The sequence below is a fragment of the Bacillus sp. JJ1609 genome, from assembly GCF_036967045.1.
Classification (GTDB): Bacteria; Bacillota; Bacilli; order Bacillales; family Cytobacillaceae; genus Mesobacillus.
In genome coordinates, this window is the sequence record NZ_JBALSS010000024.1 from 75,449 (window position 1) to 99,101 (window position 23,653).

The 23,653-nt window shown below is 41.7% G+C and carries 20 protein-coding genes; 3 read left to right on the plus strand and 17 right to left on the minus strand.

The features are described 5' to 3' along the window. Positions 1 to 157 precede the first annotated feature (157 nt). The 9 genes from hflC to V7654_RS16785 form a co-directional block, all read right to left on the minus strand. Complete coding sequence (hflC, locus tag V7654_RS16745) at positions 158 to 1,093, minus strand: protease modulator HflC (protein WP_335432021.1); 936 nt, start codon at positions 1,091 to 1,093, stop codon at positions 158 to 160. Then, on the minus strand, positions 1,086 to 2,054 hold the full coding sequence (gene hflK / locus V7654_RS16750) for an FtsH protease activity modulator HflK (protein ID WP_335431795.1): 969 nt from the start codon (positions 2,052 to 2,054) through the stop codon (positions 1,086 to 1,088). Before hflK ends, hflC begins: the two co-directional genes overlap by 8 nt. A 306-nt stretch (positions 2,055 to 2,360) precedes the next feature. Further along, positions 2,361 to 4,127, minus strand: a complete 1,767-nt coding sequence (gene pnpS, locus V7654_RS16755) for a two-component system histidine kinase PnpS (protein ID WP_335431798.1) — start codon at positions 4,125 to 4,127, stop codon at positions 2,361 to 2,363. Further along, the gene (locus V7654_RS16760) at positions 4,124 to 4,840 is read right to left on the minus strand and encodes a response regulator transcription factor (RefSeq protein ID WP_335431800.1); all 717 of its coding nucleotides are present in this window, start codon (positions 4,838 to 4,840) and stop codon (positions 4,124 to 4,126) included. The genes pnpS and V7654_RS16760 overlap by 4 nt, the downstream gene beginning before the upstream one ends. A gap of 138 nt (positions 4,841 to 4,978) precedes the next feature. After that, a complete protein-coding gene (locus V7654_RS16765) occupies positions 4,979 to 5,455 on the minus strand; it encodes a MaoC/PaaZ C-terminal domain-containing protein (RefSeq protein WP_335431803.1) in 477 nt (158 codons plus the stop codon). A 164-nt stretch (positions 5,456 to 5,619) separates the two neighbouring features. Continuing rightward, positions 5,620 to 6,558 carry a malate dehydrogenase gene (gene mdh, locus V7654_RS16770; RefSeq protein ID WP_335431805.1) on the minus strand — a complete coding sequence of 313 codons (939 nt, stop codon included), beginning with the start codon at positions 6,556 to 6,558 and terminating at the stop codon, positions 5,620 to 5,622. A 95-nt stretch (positions 6,559 to 6,653) separates the two neighbouring features. Beyond that, positions 6,654 to 7,922 carry an NADP-dependent isocitrate dehydrogenase gene (icd, locus tag V7654_RS16775; protein WP_335431807.1) on the minus strand — a complete coding sequence of 423 codons (1,269 nt, stop codon included), beginning with the start codon at positions 7,920 to 7,922 and terminating at the stop codon, positions 6,654 to 6,656. A 195-nt stretch (positions 7,923 to 8,117) separates the two neighbouring features. Beyond that, positions 8,118 to 9,233, minus strand: coding sequence for a citrate synthase (gene citZ / locus V7654_RS16780; protein WP_335431810.1), 1,116 nt, complete (start codon positions 9,231 to 9,233; stop codon positions 8,118 to 8,120). A 504-nt stretch (positions 9,234 to 9,737) separates the two neighbouring features. Further along, entirely contained in the window at positions 9,738 to 10,196 is a 459-nt protein-coding gene (locus V7654_RS16785; protein ID WP_335431812.1) for a DUF441 domain-containing protein, read from the minus strand. A 292-nt stretch (positions 10,197 to 10,488) separates the two neighbouring features. Here V7654_RS16785 and ytvI point away from each other — a divergent pair, with 292 nt between their 5' ends. Next, positions 10,489 to 11,616: a sporulation integral membrane protein YtvI gene (ytvI, locus tag V7654_RS16790; RefSeq protein ID WP_335431814.1), complete on the plus strand. Its 1,128-nt coding sequence runs from the start codon at positions 10,489 to 10,491 to the stop codon at positions 11,614 to 11,616. Positions 11,617 to 11,687: 71 nt separating this feature from the next. Here ytvI and V7654_RS16795 read toward each other — a convergent pair whose 3' ends face one another. The 8 genes from V7654_RS16795 to dnaE form a co-directional block, all read right to left on the minus strand. Beyond that, positions 11,688 to 12,074 (minus strand): FxsA family protein, encoded by a 387-nt coding sequence (locus V7654_RS16795; protein WP_335431817.1) that lies wholly within the window; start codon positions 12,072 to 12,074, stop codon positions 11,688 to 11,690. A gap of 230 nt (positions 12,075 to 12,304) precedes the next feature. Then, a complete protein-coding gene (pyk, locus tag V7654_RS16800) occupies positions 12,305 to 14,065 on the minus strand; it encodes a pyruvate kinase (RefSeq protein WP_335431819.1) in 1,761 nt (586 codons plus the stop codon). 32 nt (positions 14,066 to 14,097) lie between these two features. Continuing rightward, a complete protein-coding gene (gene pfkA / locus V7654_RS16805) occupies positions 14,098 to 15,057 on the minus strand; it encodes a 6-phosphofructokinase (RefSeq protein WP_335431821.1) in 960 nt (319 codons plus the stop codon). Positions 15,058 to 15,309: 252 nt separating this feature from the next. Next, a complete protein-coding gene (gene accA / locus V7654_RS16810; protein WP_335431823.1) occupies positions 15,310 to 16,287 on the minus strand; it encodes an acetyl-CoA carboxylase carboxyl transferase subunit alpha in 978 nt (325 codons plus the stop codon). Beyond that, positions 16,272 to 17,150: an acetyl-CoA carboxylase, carboxyltransferase subunit beta gene (gene accD / locus V7654_RS16815; RefSeq protein WP_335431825.1), complete on the minus strand. Its 879-nt coding sequence runs from the start codon at positions 17,148 to 17,150 to the stop codon at positions 16,272 to 16,274. Before accD ends, accA begins: the two co-directional genes overlap by 16 nt. A gap of 172 nt (positions 17,151 to 17,322) precedes the next feature. Next, positions 17,323 to 17,886: a FadR/GntR family transcriptional regulator gene (locus tag V7654_RS16820; RefSeq protein ID WP_438825321.1), complete on the minus strand. Its 564-nt coding sequence runs from the start codon at positions 17,884 to 17,886 to the stop codon at positions 17,323 to 17,325. 67 nt (positions 17,887 to 17,953) lie between these two features. Continuing rightward, on the minus strand, positions 17,954 to 19,192 hold the full coding sequence (locus tag V7654_RS16825; RefSeq protein WP_335431831.1) for an NAD(P)-dependent malic enzyme: 1,239 nt from the start codon (positions 19,190 to 19,192) through the stop codon (positions 17,954 to 17,956). A gap of 101 nt (positions 19,193 to 19,293) precedes the next feature. Continuing rightward, positions 19,294 to 22,653: a DNA polymerase III subunit alpha gene (gene dnaE, locus V7654_RS16830; protein WP_335431832.1), complete on the minus strand. Its 3,360-nt coding sequence runs from the start codon at positions 22,651 to 22,653 to the stop codon at positions 19,294 to 19,296. Positions 22,654 to 22,818: 165 nt separating this feature from the next. Between dnaE and V7654_RS16835 the strand changes: the two genes are divergently transcribed. Continuing rightward, a complete protein-coding gene (locus tag V7654_RS16835) occupies positions 22,819 to 23,148 on the plus strand; it encodes a YtrH family sporulation protein (protein WP_335376434.1) in 330 nt (109 codons plus the stop codon). Between the two features lies 1 nt (position 23,149). Further along, positions 23,150 to 23,650 (plus strand): sporulation membrane protein YtrI, encoded by a 501-nt coding sequence (gene ytrI, locus V7654_RS16840; RefSeq protein WP_335431834.1) that lies wholly within the window; start codon positions 23,150 to 23,152, stop codon positions 23,648 to 23,650. Positions 23,651 to 23,653 lie beyond the last annotated feature (3 nt).

A 23,653-nucleotide genomic window follows, 5' to 3' on the forward strand; every position in this document is an offset into this window, starting at 1 on the left:
TTCGCGCCTTCCACTACAAAAACAGGTTTTTAAAAACAAAATTGTGCTTTAACAGAACCTTCTTTTTTAATGTAAAAAAAGACCGTTAAATTACTTCCTATTTTATCATGAGAGATGATAGAAAGAAAAATAACGGCCTTTTCAGGGCAGCACAATATTAGTTTGTATAGCCCATCAGCATTCGAGCATACGGTGAATTTGATGGCAGGACAATGACGGTTTCACCATCAATTGTTTTCTTATATGATTCGAGTGTACGGAACATCGTATAGAATTCAGGGTCCTTCGAGAAGCTCTGGTTGTAAACCTTAGCCGCTTCCCCTTCACCTTCACCTCTGATCATTTCAGCATCTGCTGACGCCTTAGCGAGGATTTCCTGTACTTCCCTATCTGTTTGGGCAACAATCCTGTTCTTTTCCGCGTCACCCATTGAGAGGTATTCCTGTGCCTTAGATTCCCGTTCAGAGATCATTCTTGTAAAAACAGACTTTTCATTTTCAGCAGGAAGATCCGTTCTCTTCATACGGACATCGGTAACCATGATTCCATAATTTCCGCCTGCTAATAGTTCATTTACTTTATCTGTGACTCTGTCATTCAATGAACCTCTGGAGGACTTTTCATCATTAATGATTTCATCATAGTCCAGCTGGCCAAGCTCAGAACGGACTACGGAATAGATGAATTCTTCCATTCTGGATTCCGCGCCATCAAGCGTCCTTGCATTTGAAATCATCTTTTTTGGATCTTCAATTCGCCAGATGGCATAGTTATCTATTAAAATTCTCTTTTTATCCTTCGTGTTGATTTCCGCCTGTGAAACGTCATATGTCATTTGGTGCTTTGGCAGAGTTGTGACGCTTTGGACAAAAGGTATTTTATAATTAAGACCCGGTTCTTTGATAATCTTTACTACCTCACCAAATTGGCGGACCACTTTGTACTCCCCTTGCTTCACGATGAAAACATTTGTGAATATCAAAATGAGCAGGGTGATAAGAATAATCAGGAAGATCCCAATTTTCGTGTATTTTCTCCAACTGAATGATCCGCCTGTTCTTTCATTCATATTAATAACGTTTTGATCAGCCATTATCCTTTTCACTGCCTTCCTTTTCCGACTTAGGCTTTTCAGTCTCTAGAGGACGAATCGGGAAATACTTCATCGTGTTCCCTTCATCGTTCATGATGTATATTTCATTGCCGGGCAGAACTTGTTCAAGCGTCTCAAGTATAAGCCGCTGTTTTGTGATATCTGGGCTCTGTTTGTATTCCACATACAGCTTGTTGAAGACGGCCACGTCACCTCTTGCACGTTCAACCCTCGCCGCTTTTTCACCTTCAGCACGAGAAATTAAGGCATCTTTCTCACCTTGAGCCTCATTAAGCTGTTTATTCCGGTATTTCTTCGCTTCATTGATTTTAGTATTCATCGTTTCACGGGCATCCGTTACATCAGTAAATGCCTTACGCACTTCTTTATTGGGCAATTCAACATCCTGGAGCTTTACGCCAAGAACAGAAACACCCATATCGTATTTTTCTATAAGCGATGACAGCAAATCACGCACATCTGCTTCAATTTCCGCTTTACCGGAAGTCAGCGCATCGTCTATTTTTGAGTTTCCGACTATACTTCTTACAGATGCAGATGTTGCATCATAAAGAATTTCCCTTGGATTATCCGCATTGTATAAGAATTTTGCCGGGTCGGTTATTTTCCACTGCACCACAAGGTCCGCAAGCACGATATTTTCATCGCCGGTAATCATTTTCGTCTCATCAGGAAACTCTTTGATTTCTCCATCCTTTTCTTCATAACCAAACTGAAGGCTAAATGTCTCCTTAGATAGCTTTTCTACACTTTGAATTGGCCAGGGCAGCTTGAAATGCAATCCTGGATCGCTGATGCCATCCTCTACCTTGCCGAATGTCAATATCACAGCCTGTTCAGACTCATCAACGGTATACCAGGTCGTAAACGCCAACAGACCTAAAATAATAGCAAGAACCACGATCCCGCTGGTAAGATATATCTTTTTTAAACTCACCATTTTATTCCCCTCTTTCTGCACTTCTGTCTATAATTGGTATTTACGAAACACCCTTGACAAAAGTTTCAAAAGAATCATAATTCAAAATAGGTTTTTAGACAATGGAAAAAAGCACAAGCGGGGTCTGCTTGTGCTTTTCTCTAGCTCCTTGGATGAAGGGGTTTTCACTAATGATTGTAGCAACTTAGTGTTAAGAAAAAATAAACCCCTTGTTAAGCTATTGTAAATTTATGCAAAAATAAGAAAGAGCCATCGGGACACCCAACTGGCTCTTTCTTAGGCTTGGTAAACTAACATTTAAGATCATCAACCAGGAAACCGCTTGTAAAGCCTTATCGTAAAAGTTGTCCCTTTGCCGACCTCACTTGTAACTTCAATATTTCCTTTATGGGCCTCGACAATATGTTTTACAATGGCCAATCCCAGCCCTGTACCACCAGAGTTCCTGCTTCGGGCCTTATCCACACGGTAAAAGCGTTCAAAGATACGAGGGATTTCACTTTTTTCAATTCCAATCCCGGAATCCATTACTTCAATAGAAACCATATCTTTCTTGTCAAATACCGAAATCGAAATGGTCCCATGATTTGGAGAATAGGTAATCGCATTGCTTACCAGATTGATAAACACTTGTTTGATCCTGTCTGGATCGCCTTCAATCACCATATTTTCGCTGATTTGTCCCAATACTAGGGTAATGCCTTTCTCTTCTGCCTTACCTCTTAAAATTTCAAGCACTTCCGTTATTCCCTTCAACAAGTCGACTTTGCCGATTGTTAATTTGAATCCGTGCTGTTCAATTTTGGATAGGTCTAGCAACTCCTGGATAAGGACCTGAAGACGATCGCTTTCTTTTAAAATAATATCCAGAAATGCTTCAAGTGTCCCTTTATCATGCATGGCACCATCAAGCAGCGTTTCTGAAAAGCCCTTGATGGAAGTGATCGGGGTCTTTAACTCATGTGAAACATTTGCGACAAAATCCTTCCGCATCTGTTCAAGCTTTTTCAATTCGGTAATATCATGAAAAACCAGCAGAATCCCTTTCCAAACATTGTTTGTCCCGATAATCGGTACCCCATAAACTTCAAAATGGCGGCGTTCGATTTCCAAAGGCAATACAACTTGTTTACGGACCTTTTGTTCTGTCATGAAAATTTCTTCAACCATTTGGGAAATCTCTTCATGTTCAATAACTTCATAATAAAGCTTATAAAGGTAGGCTGAAGGGTCCACGCTGAATATTTCTCTATATGGACGATTGATTAAATTTATATAGCCTCTGCTGTCTATCAAAATCAATCCACTGCCCATATTTTCAATCAGGGTAGTCAAACGGTCCTGCTGGGATTCCTTCGCTTTCATTAACTCCTGCAGGTTTCTTGCCAGAATATTAATGGATGCACTGAGCATACCCGTTTCGTCAATATGATCCTCATAAGTCCTTGCTCGATAATTCCCCTTGGCAAGCTCGATCGCGACATTTGTTGCAGATTCAATTGGCTTCGTATAGCGGTTGGTAATTCTTGTACCAAGCAGAATAATTAGACTAAGAGCCAATCCCAAACTGATCGTAAGAATCCACCAAATCTGCCGATATGCCTTTTGCAGTTCATTGATTTGTGTCGTTAAAAAAACGTATCCTTCTTTTTTATCTTTATGAATGAGCGGTTTCCAATAATAATGAAGGTCATATCCTCCGCCAATTTCAAGATCACTTTGTTCTCTTGGCGTATCTTGAACGATATCACCGATAATATCTTTATGTCTGCTAGTATTAATAGTCGAAATTTTGCCCGTATCATAACGGATGTCACCATTCATATCCACAAGGGTAATCCTTGCATTCAGGAGGTCGCCCATTCGTTCAATTTCATTTATATCCAGCTTGTCCAAACCGCCATTTTGCTCGATATTAGCTGTTAAAAGGCTCATTTCTATTTTTATCCGTTCATTGAATGAATGAATATAGTAGTTCTTAAATAACTGACCTAGCACTAAGCCCAAACCTACCAAAACGATGATGATCAGGGTAATAAGGGCAAACAAAAGACGTGTCCGGTATTTTGTCATTCTCCCTTAGGTTCCTCCAGCTTATATCCCAGTCCGCGAATGGTTTTAATATATGATGGTTTTTTCGTGTTTTGCTCAATTTTCTCGCGCAAATGGCTGATATGTACGTCAACAATCCTTGTGTCACCCGCAAAGTCATAATTCCATACAGAACTCAGCAGTTGATCTCGTGTCAGCACTCTGCCTTTATTCCTGGCAAGAAACAGCAGCAACTCAAACTCTTTAGGAGTCAGTTCCAGCAATTCACCCAAGAAATAGGCTTCATAAAATTCAGGAAGAATCTTTAATTCTCCGATTTTGATTTGTCCTTCATCTTCCTGCTTTTCCTCTACAGCGTCCGGAAGAGTCTGCACCCGTCTCAAAATAGCTTTTACCCTTGCTACAACCTCGCGAGGGCTGAAAGGTTTTGTCATGTAGTCATCCGCACCCAACTCAAGGCCAAGCACTTTGTCAAACTCGTCATCCTTGGCAGTAAGCATTAAAATTGGCACGTTTATTTTCTGCTGACGTAGCTGCTTGCAAACTTCAATTCCGTCTAGCTTCGGAAGCATTAAATCCAATATCATTAAATCCGGGTTTTCTTCTGCAGCAAGATTGATTCCTTCCTCACCATCCATTGCAGTTACCACAATATAACCTGCCTGTTCCAGGTTATACTTGAGCAGCGTCACGATTGACTGTTCATCATCAACAACCAAGACCTTCTTGTCCATATAAGCCTCCAAAAAAGTTATTACCCCTGTTTTCATCCATTTAGCACTATCTACATTATAATATCAACCTATCAATGAAAATCAAATTTTAAAGATAAAAAAAGGGATATACATTTATCATGTATATCCCCATTTCGTTTAAAAATTTTCCAATGCCCTACCGTCCATTCGCTGGACTGGATAAGGCGGACATACAAGCAGTTTCCCCTTAATCACGGTTTCATCATTTTCATTCTTCCCTGAAACAGTGATTTCTACTGTATGCTTGCTCTTGATTACCTCGGTTACCTCAAATAGAAACTGAACAGTACCATAATGGTAAACTGGCTTTACGAACTCTATATCCTGTTTTAAAATGTTGCTTCCAGGTCCCGGCAAATATTTCGAAACAGCTGAAGTTATGATCCCATTAAGCATAATCGCTGGAACGATCGGCTTTTCATAAGGCGTTTGCGAAGCGTAGTCATGCTGTATATATAAAGGATTCGAATCATTCGTTAATCCTAAATACAAAAGTAAATCTTTATCCTCTATTTTTTCAGTTAACGTCAGTTTTTCGCCGACATTAATTTCTTCAAGTTTCCTGCCGAGCTTGCGTTTTTTTCCAAGCAGCATAGCCTTTACCCCTTTGCAATAGAAGTTTAGATACTTGCATTCCATTCCCTTGTCCAAAAACAATATACTTATTAACTTGTGAAAAAAAATCGGGGAATATTCCCCGATTCTCTTATTTCATGCTCTGCTAAAACACAGCTTATTTAATAATAATCAGTTAGTGATTAAGCAAGCACGGACATAACATTGCGGACTGCATCAGCAGATTTATCAAGTGCAGCTTTCTCTTCTGCAGTTAATTCAAGCTCGATTACTTTCTCGATTCCGCCAGCACCAAGGATTGTCGGAACACCAAGATAGATGCCTTCGTATCCATACTCGCCTTCTAAATAAGCAATAGATGGCAATATACGACGCTGATCCTTAAGAATCGCTTCGCACATCTCAACCAATGACGCAGCAGGTGCATAATATGCGCTGCCGTTTCCAAGAAGGTTAACGATTTCTCCGCCGCCTTTGCGTGTACGTTCAACGATTGCTTCAAGACGATCTTTAGGAATAAGTGTGTCTAGCGGAATACCTCCAGCGTAAGAATAACGTACTAGAGGAACCATGTCATCTCCGTGGCCGCCAAGAACAAAACCAGTAACGTCTTTAACTGACAGGTTTAATTCCTGTGCCACGAATGTACGGAAGCGCGCAGTGTCAAGTACCCCTGATTGGCCGATTACACGATTCTTAGGGAAACCGGACTCTTTGAAAATAGTATAAGTCATTGCATCAACCGGGTTTGTCAGAACTACGATAAAGCATTCAGGAGAGTGTTTGGCAATTTCCTGTGCAACATTTTTCATGATCTTCTGGTTTGTCTGGACAAGGTCATCACGGCTCATGCCAGGTTTACGGGCAATACCAGCTGTAACGACTACGATGTCAGAGTCCTTAGTATCTTCATAGTTTGATGTACCAGTAATGTTGGCATCAAAGCCTTGAACCGGGCTCGCTTCAAGCATATCCAGCGCTTTACCTTTTGTTGGGTTTTCCATTTGCGGGATATCGACTAATACTACATCCCCAAGTTCTTTTTGTGCCAGCAAGAATGCTGTAGTTGCTCCTGTGAATCCTCCACCAATGACTGAAATCTTTTTACGTTTCAATGACATAAGGCTTCCCCCTCAGAAGGTACATATTTATGGATACTTTGAAAAAATTTTATGTAAAGGCTATCCTCATTAAAAGGATAGCCTTTGCACCTTAATTATTCCATGTTCTTGATCAGTTCATCACCGAACTCAGAAGTCTTAACTTCTGTAGCTCCGTCCATCAAACGTGCAAAATCATATGTTACAACCTTAGTAGCGATTGATTTTTCCATAGACTTGACAATCATGTTAGCTGCTTCAGTCCAGCCAAGGTGTTCAAGCAAAAGAACACCAGATAGAATAACTGAAGAAGGATTTACTTTGTCTAGACCTGCATATTTCGGAGCAGTACCGTGAGTAGCTTCGAAAATAGCGTGTCCAGTTTCATAGTTAATGTTCGCTCCTGGAGCGATACCGATGCCGCCAACTTGAGCCGCAAGAGCATCAGAAATGTAGTCGCCGTTCAGGTTCATTGTTGCAACAACATCAAATTCTTTTGGACGTGTAAGAATCTGCTGAAGGAAAATGTCAGCGATTGCGTCTTTAACGATAATCTTGCCTGCAGCTTCAGCATCAGCTTGAGCTTTGTTCGCTGCATCAGCACCTTGATCTTCCTTGATCTTGTCATATTGAGCCCAAGTGAAGACCTTATCACCAAATTCATTTTCAGCAAGCTCATAACCCCAGTTTTTGAACGCACCTTCTGTGAACTTCATGATATTGCCTTTATGTACAAGCGTTAGAGACTTACGGCCTTCTTTGATGGCGTAATTGATCGCTGCACGTACAAGACGCTCTGTTCCTTCCTTGGACACAGGCTTGATGCCGATACCTGAAGTCTCAGGGAAACGGATATTCTTAACACCCATTTCAGTTTGAAGGAATTCAAGTACTTTCTTAACTTCTTCAGAGCCGCTTGCATATTCAATTCCTGCGTAGATATCTTCAGTGTTCTCACGGAAAATAACCATGTCAGTATCTTGAGGGCGCTTAACAGGAGAAGGCACTCCTTCGAACCAGCGTACTGGACGTAAGCAAACGAATAAATCTAATTCCTGGCGCAACGCTACGTTAAGAGATCTAATTCCACCGCCAACAGGAGTAGTTAGTGGTCCTTTAATAGCAATAAGGTATTCATTGATCAATTCTAATGTTTCATTTGGAAGCCATTCACCTGTTTGGTTGAATGCCTTTTCTCCCGCAAAAACTTCTTTCCAGACAATTTTGCGTTCACCCTTATATGCTTTTTCAACAGCTGCATCAAGAACGCGTACAGAAGCCGCCCAGATATCAGGACCTGTTCCGTCACCTTCGATAAATGGAACGATTGGATTGTTTGGTACGTTTAATACTCCATCTTTAACTGTAATTTTTTCACCTTGCATTTTATTCTCTCCCTTCGAAATCAGTAACAGAATCAAAGGTTAGCAGGCGAACTCACCCCTAACCTTTCATTTTGGAAGCCAAGCATCGGAATCTCGCACACAATTGTGAAACTGGATTAGATACTTAACTTCCCACACTCTCCTATTACAGCAATTTTTCACTAAAAAGTAAAATATTGCTCCTTATTTTCTAAATTATCTTAATCCGATTGCCACGTATTCCTGTTTTCCAGGTCCTGTATAGTCAGCGCGCGGACGGATTAAACGGTTGTTGTCATACTGTTCAAGGATATGAGCAAGCCATCCAGAAACACGGCTAACAGCAAAAATTGGGGTGAACAGGTCATGGTCAATACCCAGGCTGTGATATACAGAAGCTGAGTAGAAATCAACGTTTGGCGGAAGATTCTTTTCGCCTGTAACAATGTTTTCGATTCTCGTAGACATCTCATACCAGTGTGGTTCACCAGTAATCTCAGTCAATCTCTTGGACATTTCTCTTAAGTGCTTCGCACGAGGATCTCCCTGACGATATACACGATGTCCAAAGCCCATGATTTTTTCTTTGTTAGCAAGCTTTTCACGGATTGCTGGCTCGACATTTTCAAGCGTACCAATTTCAGTCAGCATTTTCATCACCGCTTCATTTGCTCCGCCGTGAAGAGGTCCTTTTAACGCACCGATTGCTGCTGTAACGCCTGAGTAGACATCTGAAAGAGTCGCAACACATACACGTGCTGTGAATGTAGATGCGTTCAACTCATGGTCAGCATGCAGGACAAGCGCTTTATTCATTGCTTCTACAGCTACTTCATCCGGTTCTTTGCCAGTCAGCATATAAAGGAAGTTTGCTGCAAAGTTCAGGTCTTCTCTTGGAGCAATAGGTTCAAGACCTTTTCTTACTCTTGCGAAAGCCGTAACGATACTAGGCATTTTTGCCTGGAGACGAATTGCTTTCTGGTAATTCGCTTCTTTTTCCATAACATCTGCTTCATTATCATATAAACCTAAAAGAGATACAGCCGAGCGCAGAGCCGCCATCGGATGAACCTTATCGATCGGATACATCTTGAAATGTTCAAGTACTTCCTTAGGCAATGCAGCGTTCTCTGCAAGCTGTTTCTTCAATTCTTCCAGTTCAGCTTGAGTAGGAAGCTTGCGATGCCATAGTAAGTAAATTACTTCTTCAAAACTAGCGTTCTCAGCTAAATCATCAATGTCATAGCCAACATAAGTCAGCGTATCATCAATAATTGAGCTGATTGAGGAGGTTGTTGCCACTACTCCTTCAAGACCACGTGTTACTGACATACTCAATCTCTCCTTTGTAGTTAATTTCCCCATATCCCATTTTGTCTGTATGTTGAAAATGCTGTTAACTAACAGCTATCAGAAAAAAGAAATTTCTGACACTTTATAAGCCTGCAAGGCTACAGAAAGCCGGTTCACTGCTCCGGCGACAGACCATTATCAGCTGGTTTTGCCAAATTTATTGAGCGCTTGCTCAGGCAATCCGCAAAAAGAAAATGCTTACATTTTGTTCTATTAAAAAAACGCCGTGGAATCTTGCTTCTATTCCCTATTAAAGTATGGAAGCAGTTACAAGTCCTATTATAAACAATTATCTGACATTTGTGAATGAAAACAACTTAAAACAATATAAAATATTATTTTACAAAAAGACTGTATTCTCATTAAGAGCAGTTTTTTGTTTATAGTTATCTTCAACCATATTACTTTTTTAATGCTTTAATCGAATAAGTTCTCTTAACAAGTAATTCGCAATCGAAAATTACGAAATGAGCAAGAAAAAAGCTATTTAAAAAATTCAAATATTTTCATTGCAGCGAAAGCAATACCTGCGCCAATCAACGGTCCCACTGCCACTCCCTTAAATAGAGAAACAGCAAGAATTGTTCCAAGTACAAGAGCAGTTGTTATATGAGGATCTTCTGCGAGTAAAGTAACTCCACCTTTTGCAAGCAAGGCTACTGCCATTCCTGAAATAAGAGCAATCCATGCATAAGGTGATTTAAAAGCTCCTGATAAATCCTTGAAGCCAATCTCACCGCTAGCGATTGGTGCTAAAACTGCAATAGTAATAACCGTAACACCCCAGTTTATTCCCTTCCCCTGAATGATGGAAAAGGTTTTTGCTTCGAAACCCACAATCTTCATAACGAGCAAAACCAATACTGCAATAATTAATGACTGGTTTTTGGCCAGGAAAGCTATTGCCAAAAGCGTTAATAAAAAAAGCATTGGTTCCAGCATAAAATTTTCATCCTTCCACGGTTAAAACTATTGTAACATAATTAAAAATATTACACCAATTAAAGAGGCAGCTGCTTCATATTTTATCTCTTGATTATACTCCCTTATAGTTTGTACCTTCAACGTTGCATAATTTAACTTTACCCCTTAAAGGATTTTTTATTTTCAAGTCGAATCTTTTTTACACATACACCGTATATTAGAGGAAACTTTTCGGATTGCCGGACAACTGTTAAGATATATACATAACAGACCGACTCAGTTCAGTTATATTTCAAAAGGAGGAAATTGCTTGAATCCCGTTTATTTGTATAGAACTTTAAGGTTTATTCTCGTTATCGGCGCTATCGTTGCTGGCGCAATGGCATTGTTTTATGTCTCAAAAGTTACTTATCCATTCATTATCGGTTTTTTAATTGCCTTCATGATGAATCCCCTTGTCAATTTTCTTCAAGCAAAAGCTAAGATGCCAAGAGCGCTGGCGGTAACAGTCGCTCTGATACTGATCATTTCCGTATTTGCTGGACTTATCACATTGCTGGTAGTTGAAATCGCTTCGGGAGCTGAATATCTGGCAAGGGTTGTTCCAGATCATCTTGTAACACTGATTGATTACATAGAACATTTATTTGCCGCACAAATTATCCCGCTTTACAATCAATTGGCCGGGTTGTTTCAAAACCTTGAAGCAGGGCAGCAAGATTCAATAATGAATAATATCCAGAATGTCGGTGCTTCCATCGGGACAACAGCTGGCAATTTTATTAAAAACTTTTTCGGGAATATTCCTAATATCCTTTCCTGGCTGCCAAATGCAGCAACAGTATTGATTTTTTCATTACTTGGTACCTTTTTCATCAGTAAAGACTGGTACCGCCTGTCTTCAATGGGCACACGTTTCTTGCCTAATCGAGCCAGAAGCAGCAGCAAGACCGTATTTGCAGATTTGAAGAAAGCTCTCTTTGGCTTTGTAAAGGCACAGGCAACACTGATTTCCATTACTACTGTCATTATCTTAATCGGGCTGTTAATATTGCGTGTGGATTATGCGATAACTATCGCCCTGGTAACCGGCATAGTTGACATCATCCCTTATCTTGGCACCGGAGCTGTTTTTGTACCTTGGATCATTTACGAGGCAATTACCGGAGAAATGAGCACTGCCATTGGATTAGGAATTCTATACATCATCGTCCTTGTGCAGCGCCAGATCATGGAGCCAAAAATCCTCTCTTCCAGTATCGGGTTAGATCCGCTTGCGACATTGATTGCCTTGTTTGTCGGATTTAAGACGATTGGGTTCCTTGGACTGATTGTCGGGCCAGTCGTTCTTGTCATCTTCAATACTTTGCAACGGGCAAATGTATTCCGTGATTTATGGATTTTCATCAAGGGGAAAAATGAGGAGATCATTAAGTAAGAAGCGTTAATAATAAAACGCCAACCATTGGTTGGCGTTTTTAATTTGATGAGCATCAAAGACAGGTAATATTACCGAATCACCTTGATGTTCCCTTTATCAATCCAATTTCGGAAAGCCTTCATCATTAAAACCTTGAAAAACTTCCTCGTTGGCGGGGCCAGCAGCAAGATTCCCATAATATCTGTAATAAAACCAGGAGTGAGCAGCAGGGTGCCGCCAACCAATACGCTTACACCATCGAGAATAGCATCCCCTGGCATCATCCCTCTTCTCAATTGTTCCTGAGTCTTCCGTATTGTTTCAAGCCCTTGCTGTTTGGCAAGGAATGCCCCAAGGAAACCTGTAAGGATAATCATAGCGATGGTTGGCCAAACGCCAATTGTTTGTCCCGAGTATAGAAGGACGCCGATCTCAGCTGCCGGTACAAGAACTAAAAACAGAAAAAAATATTTCATCTTCCACCTCATCATTTTCGTTTAGCCTGTCTCTCTATTATATGTGCCGCCTTATTGAGAATACAAATAATTGAGATTAATTAGGAGCTGAAAGGGTCTCGGGACCGAAACCGAAACTAGATATGCGACTCAAGGGGCTAGGTGATGGAGCTGGACAATTCTCGAAGTGAATTTTATACTTTCCAATCATATAAAAAAAGGATGGGTTTTCCCCATCCCTTTACATATTATTATAAAATGCTGGCACGGCCGTTATATATAACGCCTCTTGCAGAGTCTACTGTGATTACTTGGCCATCACGGAATAGCTTCATTGCATTTTCAACGCCAACGATTACAGGGATTCCAAGGTTAAGTCCAACTACTGCCGCATGGCTCGTCAAACCGCCTTCTTCTGTAATTAATGCACTGCATTTTTCAAGGGCAGGAACCATTTCACGGTCAGAACCGATTGTAACAAGAATGCTTCCTTCTTTTACCTTGCTTAAAGCTTCCTGAGCATCTTTAGCGACAACTACCGGTCCATATGCTGATTTACGGCCAATCCCCTGTGCTTTGGCAAGAACATCCCCTACAACATGAATCTTCATCAGGTTCGTTGTGCCTGCTTCACCAACTGGAACCCCAGCAGTGATGACCACCAAGTCGCCATGGGATACTAGACCGCTGTTCACACTTTCATCTACTGCAACAGCGAGCATTTCATCAGTTGTTTCAGCTTTTTGTCCAAGCTGTGGATATACTCCCCAAACTAGCGCAAGACGGCGGACAACATGTTCATTTGATGTAGCAGCAATAATTGGTGCCTTAGGACGGTACTTTGAAATCATCCTTGCAGTATGGCCGCTTTCAGTTGGAGTGATAATCGCATTTACATCAAGATTTAATGCTGTATGTGCAACCGATTGCCCTATAGCATCAGTAATATTGTGATCAGTATCTTTGCTACGGGCTGATAATAATTCCTTATGGTCCAGCGCTTGCTCTGCGCGAGAAGCGATGTTGTGCATAGTTTGAACAGCCTCAACAGGATATTGTCCTGCAGCCGTTTCACCTGATAACATGATTGCATCGGTGCCATCAAAAATAGCGTTTGCTACGTCACTTGCTTCAGCACGAGTCGGGCGCGGGTTGCGCTGCATAGAATCCAGCATCTGTGTTGCTGTAATAACAGGCTTACCTAGAGCATTACATTTTTTAATAAGATCCTTTTGTACTAGAGGCACTTCTTCAGCAGGAATTTCAACCCCAAGATCTCCACGGGCAACCATCAAGCCATCAGATACTTCAAGGATTTCGTTGATGTTGTCTACGCCTTCCTGGTTTTCAATCTTAGGTATGATTTGGATATGTGACCCGTTGTTTTCTTCAAGCAGCTGTCGGATTTCCAAGACATCCTTTGCACGGCGTACAAAAGATGCAGCAATGAAATCTACACCTTGCTCGATGCCGAAAAGTATATCCTGTGCATCTTTTTCTGTGATTCCAGGAAGCTTTACAGATACTCCAGGAACGTTAACGCCTTTTTTGTTCTTAAGTGTTCCGCTGTTCATTACCTTAGTTTTAATTTCATTATTTGCTTTATCAACGCTGATTACTTCAAGTCCGATCAAGCCGTCATCAAGAAGAATTTTAGCTCCCGTGTGAATATCTTCAATCAATCTGTCGTAAGTAACAGAGAACTTTTCCGGTGTACCAAGAACCTCTTTCATGGAAATAATGCATTCTTGGCCTGTCTGAAGCTCAATTGCACCATTCTCCATATCGTTCGTGCGGATTTCAGGGCCTTTAGTATCAAGAAGGATACCTACCTTCTTCCCTGTTTTCTCAGCTGCTACTCTGATATTCTTGATACGTGCAGCATGTTCTTCATGATTGCCGTGAGAAAAATTTAAACGGGAAACATTCATACCAGCTACCATTAATTCCTCTAACTTATCTACACTTTCACTTGCGGGACCAATCGTACAAACAATTTTAGTTTTGCGCATAGCCTGCAACCTCCTGGTTTACTTTAAAGAGACTAAATCGATAATTCTTTTGATAATTTATATAAGTTCAAATCAACTGTATGCTGCTTCGCCAGTGCTTCAATGATATCATAGTCAACCATAGCGTTGCTTTCCATTCCTACAGCCCGTCCGCCTTTACCATCTAATAAAAGCTCTACTGCACGCGCCCCAAGTCTGCTAGCTAGAACCCGGTCAAATGCAGTTGGAGAACCGCCTCGCTGGATGTGGCCAAGTACAGACACCCTAGTATCAAAGTCTGTTTCTTCTTTAAGTTTTTTCGCAAATTCATAACCGTTCATAACGCCTTCTGCCACAATAATGATACTGTGCTTCTTGCCGCGTTCATGACCCTTTTTAAGCCTTTCAGCGATATCCTTCATATCATGAGGATCTTCAGGTATCAAAATCGTTTCTGCTCCTCCTGCCAAACCTGCCCAAAGAGCAATATCTCCGGCATTGCGTCCCATTACCTCAACGACAAACGTTCTGTCGTGAGAAGAAGCAGTATCACGGATTTTATCGATCGCATCAATAACAGTGTTAAGTGCTGTATCGAAACCTATCGTAAATTCAGTCCCAGGAATATCATTATCAATTGTTCCAGGCACCCCAACACAAGGGAAACCTTGTTCCGTAAGAGCTTTTGCTCCTCTGTATGATCCATCACCGCCAATGACAACAAGTCCATCAATTCCGAATTTCTTCAACTGATCGATGCCCTTTTGCTGGCCTTCCTTCGTTTTGAATTCTTCACTGCGGGCAGAATAAAGGAATGTACCACCACGATGGATGATATCACCAACTGATCCTAGTTCAAGCTTTTTAATATTACCGCTCATCAATCCAGCATATCCGCCAAAAACACCATAAACTTCAACGTTATGGTAAATCGCTTTCCTTACTACTGCACGGACTGCAGCATTCATGCCGGGGGCGTCCCCGCCGCTCGTCAATACTCCAATTCTTTTCATAGTCTTTCACCTCATTCAGTATCATCTATGTACAATTTTACAATAAAGCCATTTTTTTCTGACACTGTAGTAATCTTATCTTATTATAAACAGAATACCCGGGAATATTTCTAAAATAACACGTAGCATATAGTATCTCAACTGAATCCTTAATATTGACATAAAGACGGAATTATCATATAACTGCAAGCGCTTCATAAAAGGAAAATGGTTCAAATTTGGAAAAAATAAAAACGTGCTTAAATGCACGTTTTATTTTACCCCTATAAATTCATTCGGAAACGAGTACTCGCCAATTCGTTTATATTTTTCATAACGCTGGTCGATGAGAGCTTCCTCATCCATGGATAAAAGCTCAGACATCGAATCTTTCAGGATTTTATCCATATATTTTGCTTGCTGGGCAACATCCCTGTGTGCCCCGCCTTTTACTTCAGGAATAATTTCATCAATAACACCTAAGCCTTTTAGGTCGGGTGCTGTGATTTTCATTGTTTCAGCCGCTTTTTTTGCCAATGTGGAATCCTTCCAAAGTATAGCCGCAGCACCTTCTGGTGAAATGACGGAGTACGTGGAATTTTCCAGCATGTGAATATAGTTGCCAACTCCAAGGGCAAGTGCACCGCCACTGCCGCCTTCACCGATTACAACACAAATGACAGGAACCTTCAGTCCAGCCATCTCAAAAAGATTGCGGGCAATTGCTTCACTCTGTCCTCGTTCTTCTGCCGCTTTTCCAGGATAAGCCCCTTTCGTATCAATGAAGCAAATGATTGGGCGCTTAAACTTTTCTGCTTGTTTCATCAATCTTAAAGCCTTTCGGTAGCCTTCAGGATGCGGCATCCCAAAGTTGCGCCGGATATTCTCCTTTGTATCCTTGCCGCGCTGATGGCCTATGACAGTCACTGGATAACCATGAAACTTCGCTATACCGCCAACAATTGCTTCATCGTCACCAAATGAACGGTCTCCGTGGCACTCGAAGAAATCAGTGAAAAGCAAATTAATGTATTCTTGTGTAGTTGGCCTGCTAGGATGACGGGCAATCTGCACCCTATCCCAAGGTTTCATATTTTCATAAATTTCGGATTCAAGCTTTTCGAGCCTTGCTTCCAATTTATCGATTTCTGTTGTCAGATCAACATCCGTATTTTGCGTGAATTCTTTCAGTTCGCTAATTTTTTTTCTTAGTTCTATTATCGGTTTCTCAAATTCTAGTTCTCCTGCCATTCGAAAGTCCCTCCTGGCTGATGGATTTCAAGTATTCCAGCTATTTTCTCCTTCAGATTAACTCTAGAGATTACCGCGTCGAGCTGTCCATGCTTTAACAAAAACTCCGATGTCTGGAAATCTTCAGGAAGCTCTTCTCGGATCGTTTGTTCAATGATCCTGCGACCTGCAAAACCAATTAATGCCCCTGGCTCAGCCAGATTATAATCTCCAAGGGAAGCAAAGCTTGCAGATACCCCTCCGGTAGTTGGGTGCGTCATAATTGAGATAATTAAGCCGCCGTTATCACTGAACCTTTTAAGGGCAACGCTAGTTTTTGCCATTTGCATAAGGCTCAATACGCCTTCCTGCATCCTTGCGCCTCCTGATGCCGTAAAAATGATAAACGGTATGGAAAGTTCATCTGCCTTTTCAATCGCTCTTGTAATTTTTTCTCCGACAACCGATCCCATACTTCCCATCCTGAAGGTAGCATCCATAATCGCAACGACAACATCCAGTCCGTTAACCGTGCCAATTCCGGTCACAACTGCTTCGTTCAGGTCTGTTTTCTGGCGGTCCTTTTCTAGCTTTTCCTCATATTCAGGAAAGCCTAATGGATTGCCAGAGATCATCTCTCTGTCGAGCTCGTGGAAGCTTCCAGCATCCAGGAAGCTGTCAATCCGTTCTGTTGAATTCATTTGATGGTGATAACCGCATTGGATGCACACCTTGCAGTTTTTATTTAGTTCTTTTGTATACATGATTTTTTTGCAGTTCGGGCATTTTGTCATGATTCCCTCAGGAACATCCTGCTTGGCTGCTTCAGAAGGAATCGTTGCGTACTTTTTCTTTTTCGTCTTAGTGAAAAGCTCTTTAAGCAAAATAAAACCCCCTCCGTAATCTTGCTAGTTATAGTTAAGAGACAATATTTAGTAATAAAGCACTAGTGGCCAGACCACTATGGTAAAAAAGAAAGAGCTGTGCCATCCAAGTATCTTAAGCATGTCCACAAGTATATAACATCTAACAGACAAAAGTTGTTGCTTCATGTCGTCAATTGGTCGACATTTTCCGCAGCGCACGATACTTTTCCAGAATCAGTTCCTTTTTTTTGCTTGCCAGCGAGTCTGCAAGCATACGATATTCAGCTTTTTCAGCTGGAGACCCCTTTAGCTGAAGGGAATTATAATAGTCATTTAATATATTCCAAATACGATAAATAAGGTGGTTGTCAGCTATTTCAGCTATTTTTTTGAAGAACTCCTCATCTTCAAAATGATGTTCTTCAATCCAAATTTGCAGTCTCTCAAATTCCTCTTTTTGGAATTTCTCAGCTGCAAGATAAAGACAATCAACTTCTACCATATATTTCGTTTCTATGACATCAGTTTTTGCTTTTTCATCCTGCAGGATAAAGGTACTTAATAATTGGACCAGCTGGTTTCCGCGAAAATCTCTGATGAATGTGCCCTCTCCTCGCCTTGTCTCGATCAAGCCAAGAAGTTCGAGTGCCCTCAATGCCTCCCGAACGGAGGAACGCCCTGCGTTAAGGCGTTCCGAAAGCTCACGTTCAGAGGGGATTTTATCTCCAGTTTTCAAACCGTCTTTCTCAATCATTTCCCTTAGCTGTCTGACAATTTCCACATAAACCTTCGTGTTTTTTTCAGGTTGTGCCACTAAGCGATCACTCACCTTTTCCAATGACTGCCAGACGTCTTGTCCGGTCTTTTACCTCTTCAGGATCTACCTTTATACGGGCTACTCCCGTTTCCATCGCTGCTTTTGCCACTGCCGCAGCAACTTCAGGTGCAACACGCGGGTCGAATGGACCAGGGATGACATAATCACTTGAAAGCTCGGATTCATGTATCAGCCCAGCAATAGCGTTCACGGCTGCTACCTTCATTTTTTCGTTGATATGGGTTGCTCTGGCATCCAATGCTCCTCGGAAGATTCCAGGGAATGCAAGGACATTATTTACCTGATTAGGAAAATCAGAACGGCCTGTTCCAATAACCTTTGCTCCAGCTGCTTTCGCTTCTTCCGGCATAATCTCAGGCACAGGATTTGCCATTGCAAAAATAATCGGATCGCTATTCATCGTTTGGATCATTTCAGATGTCAATGCTCCCGCTACGGATACGCCAATGAAAACATCGGCGCCTTTAATTGCTTCAGCAAGTGTTCCCTGGACATTGTCCCTGTTTGTGAATTTAGCAACTTCTTCCTTGATCGCGTTCATTCCATTAGGACGCCCTTCATAGATCGCACCCTTTGTATCACACATGATGATGTCCCGGACACCATAAGAGTATAGAAGCTTTATAATAGCAATTCCCGCAGCGCCTGCTCCGTTAGCTACTACCTTGATTTCATTCATTTTCTTGCCAACGATTTTCAGTGCATTAACAAGACCTGCCACTGTAACGATCGCAGTTCCATGCTGATCATCGTGGAAAACAGGTATATTTGTTTCCTTCTTCAAGCGTTCTTCAATGGCGAAGCAGTTTGGAGCAGCAATATCCTCCAGATTCACGCCTCCAAAGGTTGGCTCTAGCAGCTTGACTGTTTCGACAATCTTATCTATATCTGTTGTATTCAGGCAGATTGGGAAGGCATCGACTCCAGCAAAGCTCTTAAAAAGAACAGCCTTTCCTTCCATTACCGGAAGAGCTGCTTCTGGTCCGATGTTACCGAGACCTAGTACGGCAGTACCATCAGATACAACCGCAACCATATTACCTTTCATTGTATAATCGTATACCGTTTCTGGCTTATCATATATTTCCTTACAAGGCTCCGCCACACCAGGCGAATAAGCAAGGCTCAAATCCCTGGCATTTGCTACAGGAACTTTAGATTTCGACTCCAATTTCCCTTTGTTTACACGGTGCATGTGCAAAGCTTCTTCACGTAAAGTCAACTTAGGTCCACTCCTTATTTTTTAAAAAAAGTTGCCTTCTTCAGTGGTCTGACCACACATATCCTTTTCCAATATAACACATCTATCATACTTGTAAAGGTCTATTTTTTCAGGACAACATTATTAACTCCCAGTACTTTCCTTAATTCAGCCATGCTGTTTTCCGTAATGCTTACACTGAATTCATTCGGCAGCAGCAGCGACTTCTCTGTTTCCTCATTATAGACGATGACAGGAACAGCCCCTTGATGTTTTTTCAATAAAGCTTTTATGTCTTTCATCATTCCAACAGGATCTGATTCCTTGACGATCCTTAAATATAATACAGTTTTTTCTTGTACTTTTGTCGTTTCTTTTTCAAGATCAAGGACTGATTGCACCACAAATTGGCTTTTCCCATCCCTTTGATCAAACTTTCCCTCTAACAGCGCCATTTCCCCCTGTGTCAACACGTGGCCATATTGTTTGTATACAGCCGGGAACACGACAGCTTCTGTTTCTCCGCTGGCATCGCTAAGTGTCAGGAATGCCATTGCCTCTCCCTTTTTTGTACGGATTTTCTTTTGTTCAGTGATGTAGACACCGAGCCTAGTTCTCCCGTTCATAGGTTGAGAAGCAATTGATTTTACGCCTGCAGCCATGAATTCTTTTTCATGAATTGAAACAGGGTGTTTCGATAAATAAACACCAAGCACCTCTTTTTCCAGGTTAAGCTTGTCTTCTATCCGCATAGGATCCACTTCCGTATATTTAGGCTTCAGCGAGAATTCAGCTTCTGCAAACATATCGATTTGTCCAGTATCATCAGGAGCAACAAGCTGGGCGTGTTCAATCGCAACATCGATCGTGGCGAGAAGCACGGCACGGTCATAGCCGAATTCATCAAAAGCACCCGAATAGATCAATGCTTCAAGTACTTTTCTGGAAGCGGCCTTTTGAGGCACTCTTATGCAAAAATCGAATATATCCTTAAATGGCTGATTTCTTCTTGCCTGGAAAATCTCTTTTAATGAGGCAATGCCGGCACCCTTGATACCTGCCAGGCTGTATCTGACTGCTTCTCCTTCCGGCTGGAAGCTGAACGCACTTTTGTTGATCGAAGGGGGAAGAAGCTTGATTCCCATTTGCTGCAGCTCTCTCGCATATTGAGCAATTTTCGTATCATTCCCGATTGCAGAGGAGAGCAGTGAGGCCATAAAATACAACGGATAGTTAGCTTTCAGATACGCCAGCTGATAAGCAATCATACTATACGCGACAGCATGGCTGCGGTTGAAGCCATAGTTCGCAAACCTGACGATGAGGTCATAAATAGTATTCGCCGTCTTGGTGTCATATCCTTTTCGCAAAGCCCCACTCACAAAATGCTCCCGCTCCTGGTCAAGCACTTCCTTCTTTTTCTTCGAAACAGCTCGACGCAATAAATCAGCTTCTCCTAAAGAAAAGCCTGCCATTTTGGAAGCAATCTGCATTATTTGCTCCTGGTAAACAATAACGCCATATGTATTTCCAAGGATATTTTCAAGATCCTTATGGTAATAATCGATTGGCTGCTTTCCATGTTTCCTGTCAATGAAAAGCGGAATATTTTCCATCGGACCAGGTCTATAAAGCGCGTTGACTGCAACGATATCTTCAAAATGGCCTGGCTCGAGCTTCGTCAGAACCTTTCTCATTCCTTCTGATTCAAGCTGGAAAATGCCTGTTGTCTCTCCCCTGCCGAGCAGCTGGAATGTCTTTTCATCATCAAAGGGGATATCATGGATATCGAGCTTGCGGCGGGTTTTTTGATAAATAGAATGAAGAATGGAATCAATCAAAGTTAAATTACGCAATCCCAGAAAGTCCATCTTGAGCAATCCAATTTCTTCTAGGTGGTCCATCGAATATTGAGTCAGGAAAACTTTTGCCTGACCTGATTGAATCGGCACAACGTTGGTAAGCGGATGTTCGCTGATCACGACCCCGGCAGCATGCGTTGAGGTATGCCTTGGCAGCCCCTCAAGCTTAATGGCTGTATCAAGGATTCTTTTATTCTTTTGAGATTCTTCAATAAAACTTCTTAAGCCTTCTGATTCCTTTAGTGCCTCTCGAAGGGTAATTCCGAGTTTAGATGGTACTAGTCTTGAAAGGCGGTCAAGCTCTTTCGGATTCAATCCAAATGCGCGCCCTACATCTCTGACTGCAGCTTTTGCCGCAAGGGTTCCAAAAGTGACAATCTGTGCTACATGCAGCTCTCCATATTTTGATGCCACATATTCAATCACTTCATCCCTCCTGTTGTCGGGGAAGTCGATGTCGATATCCGGCATTGATATACGCTCTGGATTCAGGAACCTTTCAAAAAGGAGTTCGTGTTCAATAGGATCCACGTCAGTAATGAATAATACATAAGATACGATCGAACCCGCTGCCGAACCACGTCCTGGTCCCACGAGGATTCCCTGTTCCCTGGCGTATTTAATGAAATCCCAGACAATCAGGAAATAATCGCTGAACTTCATTTTCTTTATCACCGATAGTTCATATTTGAGCCTCGCTACATGTTCTGCAGAGGCATTTCCATAGCGCTCCTTCAATCCTTCGAAGCATTGGCATTCAAGCAGCTCATCTGCATTCTGCCCTGGCAGGACAGGATACTTTGGCAGATGCCTTGATTCCATATCGAGCATGACATTGCAGTTTTCTGCGATTTTAAGCGTGTTTTCTAACGCTTCAGGATACTCAGAGAGCATGTCTGCCATCTCAGCAGCTGTTTTAAGATAAAACTCGCTGCTGCCCAGTTTTTCACGTCCGTCATCCTGAAGCTTATCACCATTCTTGATTGCCAAAAGGCATTCCTGTGCGAAGGAATCCTCTCTTTCCAAATAATGGACCTGGTTAGCGGCTGCAAGGGGAGTATTCGTCTGAGTACCAAGCTTTGCCAGCTCAGCTGTTAATTCATGCTGCCCAGGCAAGCCCTGGTTTTGAATTGATAGATAAAAACTTTCCTTGCCAAATAATTTCGTATATAACTCCACTGTCTGGAGGGCATTTTCTTGTTGACCGTTTGATAAATAATATTCTATTTCCCCCTGGTTTCCCGGTGTCATGGCATATAGTCCTGACGCATAGTGTTTTAGCCATTTTACAGGTATCCCTTCCGGAGACTTCGTTTGCACAGCACTTGAAATTTTCATCAGGTTTTGGAAGCCTTGATTATTTTTGGCGAGAAGCACAAGCGGGAATGACTCCAGTTCCTCGATTTCGCTGACAACGTCGACGGTCAGGCCAAGAATAGGTTTAATTGATTTTTTAAGACATTCTTTATAAAACGCCACAGTACCATACATTACATTCCGGTCGGTTAACGCGAGTGCGGAAAATCCTTTTGCCCTGGCATCGTGGACGAGCTGCTCAACTGTAGCCGTGCTCGTCAGCAGGCTGTATGCACTATAGACATGAAGGTGAATAAATGTCATTTCTCTCACACCCTTAAAGGTTCATCTACTATTATTATAGGCTTTTATCTAAAAAAAAGAAAATATGTTCTCATTTTGTTCAAGGAACTTTAAAACATATTAAATCGTGTTTGTCCATATGATGAAATACGAAGAAAAATCAATTTTTTTAAAAGGATGTTTTCAATGAATCAGCCATTTATTCCACATTTGTTTGAAGCTTATTTCATTGCGCTTGGTGTTCTGCTGGGCGGCTCGCTGATTGGGGGGCTTGCTTCATTTTTGACAGGACAGCCTCTGATGACGGAAATAGCTCGTTTCTCGAGCTCCATAAGAATATGGGCGATTATTGCAGCCATCGGTGGTACGTTTGATACAGTGTACAGCTTTGAAAAAGGGTTGCTGAACGGGGAAACAAAGGATATCTTCAAGCAGTTTTTATTGATCCTGACAGCCATGGGCGGTGCCCAGACTGGTGCGCTCCTTATCAATTGGCTTACACAGGAGCATGTGTAAAATGAGAGTCCCTCCGTATTACCGAAAACCTTCCTGGCAGAGATTTTTTTCCGGTATGGCAATAGGTGCCGCATTGAGCTGGGTATTGTTTCTTTATTTCAATGGAGTATTAATGGAAAAAAACTCGAAAACCATCCATGAACAAAAAGATAAAATTGCGGAACTTGAAGCAGACATTAAAATCTGGCAAGACGATTATGCTGAGCTGAATAAGAAAAATGAGGAAAAGCTTACAGTACAGGAGATAAAAGTAAAAATCGTGAATGACAAGAAATATAAACTTGATGCACTGAGCATCTATGAGATTGAGGAACAGACCAAGAGCGACCTGAACATTCTGCTGGCGAAAGACTTAGACTCAGTCTTTAAAAGCAGGGAGCTGATTACGAAGCTGATTGAGAATAAGACGCTCCCAATTAATGACAAACGATATAAATTAAAAATCAAATCTATGGTCATATACACGTCTGTCAGTATTCAGGTAGAGATGATTCTTGATTAAGTT

What these genes read in the sequence shown, in the direction of transcription:
- V7654_RS16760 (WP_335431800.1), bottom strand. Translation starts at nt 4,840, where the DNA reads ATGGACAAGAAGGTCTTGGTTGTTGATGATGAACAGTCAATCGTGACG.
- mdh (WP_335431805.1), bottom strand. Translation starts at nt 6,558, where the DNA reads ATGTCATTGAAACGTAAAAAGATTTCAGTCATTGGTGGAGGATTCACA.
- ytrI (WP_335431834.1), top strand. Translation starts at nt 23,150, where the DNA reads ATGAGAGTCCCTCCGTATTACCGAAAACCTTCCTGGCAGAGATTTTTT.
- V7654_RS16835 (WP_335376434.1), top strand. Translation starts at nt 22,819, where the DNA reads ATGAATCAGCCATTTATTCCACATTTGTTTGAAGCTTATTTCATTGCG.
- icd (WP_335431807.1), bottom strand. Translation starts at nt 7,922, where the DNA reads ATGCAAGGTGAAAAAATTACAGTTAAAGATGGAGTATTAAACGTACCA.
- V7654_RS16765 (WP_335431803.1), bottom strand. Translation starts at nt 5,455, where the DNA reads ATGCTGCTTGGAAAAAAACGCAAGCTCGGCAGGAAACTTGAAGAAATT.
- V7654_RS16820 (WP_438825321.1), bottom strand. Translation starts at nt 17,886, where the DNA reads ATGATTGAGAAAGACGGTTTGAAAACTGGAGATAAAATCCCCTCTGAA.
- V7654_RS16795 (WP_335431817.1), bottom strand. Translation starts at nt 12,074, where the DNA reads ATGAAATATTTTTTTCTGTTTTTAGTTCTTGTACCGGCAGCTGAGATC.
- citZ (WP_335431810.1), bottom strand. Translation starts at nt 9,233, where the DNA reads ATGTCAGTAACACGTGGTCTTGAAGGAGTAGTGGCAACAACCTCCTCA.
- dnaE (WP_335431832.1), bottom strand. Translation starts at nt 22,653, where the DNA reads ATGACATTTATTCACCTTCATGTCTATAGTGCATACAGCCTGCTGACG.
- pyk (WP_335431819.1), bottom strand. Translation starts at nt 14,065, where the DNA reads ATGCGCAAAACTAAAATTGTTTGTACGATTGGTCCCGCAAGTGAAAGT.
- pnpS (WP_335431798.1), bottom strand. Translation starts at nt 4,127, where the DNA reads ATGACAAAATACCGGACACGTCTTTTGTTTGCCCTTATTACCCTGATC.
- hflC (WP_335432021.1), bottom strand. Translation starts at nt 1,093, where the DNA reads ATGGCTGATCAAAACGTTATTAATATGAATGAAAGAACAGGCGGATCA.
- pfkA (WP_335431821.1), bottom strand. Translation starts at nt 15,057, where the DNA reads ATGAAAAGAATTGGAGTATTGACGAGCGGCGGGGACGCCCCCGGCATG.
- V7654_RS16785 (WP_335431812.1), bottom strand. Translation starts at nt 10,196, where the DNA reads ATGCTGGAACCAATGCTTTTTTTATTAACGCTTTTGGCAATAGCTTTC.
- accA (WP_335431823.1), bottom strand. Translation starts at nt 16,287, where the DNA reads ATGGCAGGAGAACTAGAATTTGAGAAACCGATAATAGAACTAAGAAAA.
- hflK (WP_335431795.1), bottom strand. Translation starts at nt 2,054, where the DNA reads ATGGTGAGTTTAAAAAAGATATATCTTACCAGCGGGATCGTGGTTCTT.